A 3,415-nucleotide genomic window follows, 5' to 3' on the forward strand; every position below is an offset into this window, starting at 1 on the left:
GTGTTAACGGCGTCGTCATTCCGTAGAAATCTGGCGTCGACAGTTTTGCAGCGTAGCCCGCAGGTCGGTTCTTTTGATTTTCAGTGATTTTTTAAACCGGTTCTGCGGTTTGCGCCCGCAGGGCTTCCGGCGGAGGGATTGCATCGCAATCCCTCGTCTGGCAAGCGAAGCGCGGCAGGGGTGATAGGCGGGAAATGGGCAGTCCCACGGCCGGCCGGAGCGTTCGACTGGCGAGAATTTGTTCTGTACCGCCTGGGTGGGGATGGCGTCAGCGCCGCTGATGCGGTAGATAGGTGACCAGCCGGTGGAAACACGGGCACGGCATCGGGACCAACCGCCAAGCCAGACCCGATGCCGCGCCCACAGCTATGACGAAGCGACACTGCCTGCAAAGTATGTCACGAAGCGGGCGTGTCGCCGTCTTTCCCCATTGGCCAAGGTGACCAATGGAGCTGCCTGGAAGACGCTATCTGTGCGCCGGTTGCCGCACCGCTGTGCTGATTTGCAGCCACTGCGATCGCGGCCAACGCTACTGCACCGCGGGATGTGCCAGCGAGGCGCGCCGACGCTCGGTCCGTGCTGCCGGACGCCGCTATCAAGCCGGTTTGCGCGGGCGTCACGCCCACGCCAAACGCCAGCAGCGTTATCGGGTCCGACCGCAGAAAGTGACGCATCAGGGTTCCCCGCCCCCGGCCCTGGCTGATCCAATCTCACCCGAACCGTCGGTGCCGGTGAAGCCGGTGCCCGGGCACTGCTGGCGTTGCCAGCGTCCCTTGCCGGACTGGGTACGCCAGGACTTCCTGCGCCGTCGGATTCGCCGTAGCCAACCCGATCGGAGAACGCATGTCTATCACCCCAGAAATTGAAGCGCAGATCCTGCGCTATTACCACGCCGAACGCTGGCGCATCGGCACCATTGCCACGCAACTGCACGTGCATCGCGACAGCGTTGCGCGTGTGCTTGCCCAGTCCGGCTTGCCGGCATTGGGTGGCCTCTGCCGGCCGTCGGCCATCGATGCCTACCTGCCCTTCATCCTGGAGACCCTTGCGCAGTTTCCGCGCCTGCGCGCCAGTCGGCTGTACGACATGGTGCAGGCGCGCGGCTACCCGGGACGACCGGATCACTTCCGGCATCTGATCGCTCGCCATCGACCGCGCCCCAAAGCGGAAGCCTATCTGCGTCTGCGCACCTTGCCCGGTGAGGAAATGCAAGTTGACTGGGGGCACTTTGACCACCTTGAAATCGGGCGTGCCCGTCGGCCGCTGATGGGCTTTGTCGCCGTGTTGTCGTGGTCGCGCCAGATCTTCCTGCGCTTCTATCTGGGCGCCCACATGGAGAACTTTTTACGCGGCCATGTCGCCGCCTTCGAGGCGTGGCAAGGGGTGCCGAGGATGGCGCTCTACGATAATCTCAAGAGTGCGGTCCTTGAACGTCAGGGCACGGTCATCCGCTTCAACCCGACGCTCCTTTCCCTGGCCGGCCATTACCGCTTCGATCCGCGTCCCGTAGCGGTCGCCCGAGGGAACGAAAAAGGCCGTGTGGAGCGCGCCATCCGTTATATCCGCGACGCCTTCTTCGCCGGTCGCGAGTTCAAGACACTGGACGACCTCAATGCCCAGGCTGATGCGTGGACCCGCGGACCCGCCGGCGAACGTCGCTGCCCGGAGGACGAGTCACTGACCGTCCGCGCGGCCTTCGCCCAGGAACGGGGTCGTCTGCTGGCGCTGCCCGCCGACGGTTTCCCGACCGACGAGGTCAAGGCGGTAGTGGCCGGCAAGACCCCGTATGTGCGCTTCGACCTGAACGATTACTCGATCCCGCACGGCTGCGTTCAGCGCACGCTGACCGTTGTCGCCAGTTCGGATCAGGTGCGCATCCTCGATGGCCAGACGCTGATCGCCACGCACCCGCGCTCCCATGATCGCCGCCAACAGATCGAAATCCCCGCGCACATCGCCACCCTGGTCGAGCATAAACATCAGGCCAGCGCGCATCGTGGCACCGATCATCTGGTCCAGGCGGTGCCACTGAGCCGAGATCTCCTGACCCAGGCCGTAGAACGCGGCGAGCCGTTGGGACGCACGGTCAACACGCTGACTGACCTCCTGGCGCATTACGGCGTGGCCGAACTCACGGTGGCGATTGCCGACGCCCTGGAGCGCGGTGTGCCGCATCCGAATGCGGTTCGCCTGGTGCTGGAACGACGGCGCAAAGCCCAGGCGGAACCGCCGCCGCTGGCCATCAACCTGCCCGAACACGTCAAACGTCGGGACATCCCCGTGCGTCCCCACCGCCTCGATGGCTACGATCAATTGATGGAGAATCCCGATGACGACGACTGATGCCCGCCAACGGGCGACGGCGCTGCAACTGCACGGCGTGCTGGCTCATTGGGCTGAGTGCGCCGACCAGCCATGGCTTGATCCCTTGTTGTCCTGGGAGGAAACCGAACGCGCTCGCCGCTCGCTGGAACGGCGCTTGCGCTGCGCCCATATCGGCCGCTTCAAGCCGCTAGCCGATTTCGACTGGTCCTGGCCGCAGCAGTGCGACCAGCGGGCGATCGCGGAACTGATGACGCTCGACTTCATGGACTCGGCAACCAATGCCATCCTGGTCGGCGCCAGCGGCCTGGGCAAAACGATGATTGCCCAGAATATCGCCCATCAGGCGGTCTTGCAGGGGCATACCGTGGTGTTCGCCACGGCCGGGCAGTTGCTCGGCGAACTGGCCGGTCTGGACAGCGATTCGGCGCTGCGTTATCGCTTGCGTCGCTATGCGGCGCCAGATTTGCTGCTGATCGATGAGGTCGGCTATCTCTCGTATTCGAACCGCCACGCCGATTTGCTCTTCGAGTTGATCAACCGGCGCCACGAGAAGAAGAGCACATTGATTACGACCAACAAGTCGTTCTCGGAATGGTCGGAGGTGTTTCCCAATGCCAGTTGCGTCGTGGCCATGATCGATCGCCTGGTACATCACGCGGAGATTCTTTCCATCAAGGGCGAATCCTATCGCCGCAAGGAAGCCCAGGAGCACGCCGCCGCCAACGCCAGGAAGCGCAAGACCAAGGGCGCGCCGTGAAACGCTACCATCCCCCTTCCGGACTGTCCTGCGGACTCGAATTCCTCATCGATCCAGCCTGGTCTCCCGAGCAGGCCCTCGCAGTCTTCGAACTGGTTGACGACCTGCGCGACCGGATCTGGTCTCACTATGAGCGGGTTCTTCAACAAAAACTGCATGATGATCGGGTGACCCGGCACTGCGTCGACAGCACCGAGCCACCTTTCTAACCGGCATCCCACTCTCTTACGCACAGGGGCCTTCGTGGCCCCTGTTTCGTCTACCCTACCCGCTTGCCCTTCTCGCCGCCAATTACTGCCGCCAGATTTATGCGGATTTACTCCGCCGGCAACA

3 protein-coding genes are annotated in these 3,415 nt (G+C 63.5%); all 3 read left to right on the plus strand.

The genetic code is table 11. From position 1 onward, the window contains the following. Window positions 1-843 precede the first annotated feature (843 nt). Genes istA through ACCAA_RS19465 form a run of 3 tightly spaced genes read left to right on the plus strand, consistent with a single transcriptional unit; the run spans window position 844 to window position 3,291 of the window. Window positions 844-2,343 carry an IS21 family transposase gene (gene istA / locus ACCAA_RS19455; protein ID WP_186408912.1) on the plus strand — a complete coding sequence of 500 codons (1,500 nt, stop codon included), beginning with the start codon at window positions 844-846 and terminating at the stop codon, window positions 2,341-2,343. Further along, window positions 2,330-3,082 carry an IS21-like element helper ATPase IstB gene (gene istB / locus ACCAA_RS19460; RefSeq protein ID WP_186408913.1) on the plus strand — a complete coding sequence of 251 codons (753 nt, stop codon included), beginning with the start codon at window positions 2,330-2,332 and terminating at the stop codon, window positions 3,080-3,082. The genes istA and istB overlap by 14 nt, the downstream gene beginning before the upstream one ends. After that, window positions 3,079-3,291 (plus strand): hypothetical protein, encoded by a 213-nt coding sequence (locus ACCAA_RS19465; RefSeq protein WP_186408914.1) that lies wholly within the window; start codon window positions 3,079-3,081, stop codon window positions 3,289-3,291. Before istB ends, ACCAA_RS19465 begins: the two co-directional genes overlap by 4 nt. Window positions 3,292-3,415 lie beyond the last annotated feature (124 nt).

Origin of the sequence: Candidatus Accumulibacter aalborgensis, from assembly GCF_900089955.1 — a bacterium.
Lineage (GTDB): Bacteria > Pseudomonadota > Gammaproteobacteria > Burkholderiales > Rhodocyclaceae > Accumulibacter > Accumulibacter aalborgensis.

What these genes read in the sequence shown, in the direction of transcription:
- istA (WP_186408912.1), top strand. Translation starts at nt 844, where the DNA reads ATGTCTATCACCCCAGAAATTGAAGCGCAGATCCTGCGCTATTACCAC.
- istB (WP_186408913.1), top strand. Translation starts at nt 2,330, where the DNA reads ATGACGACGACTGATGCCCGCCAACGGGCGACGGCGCTGCAACTGCAC.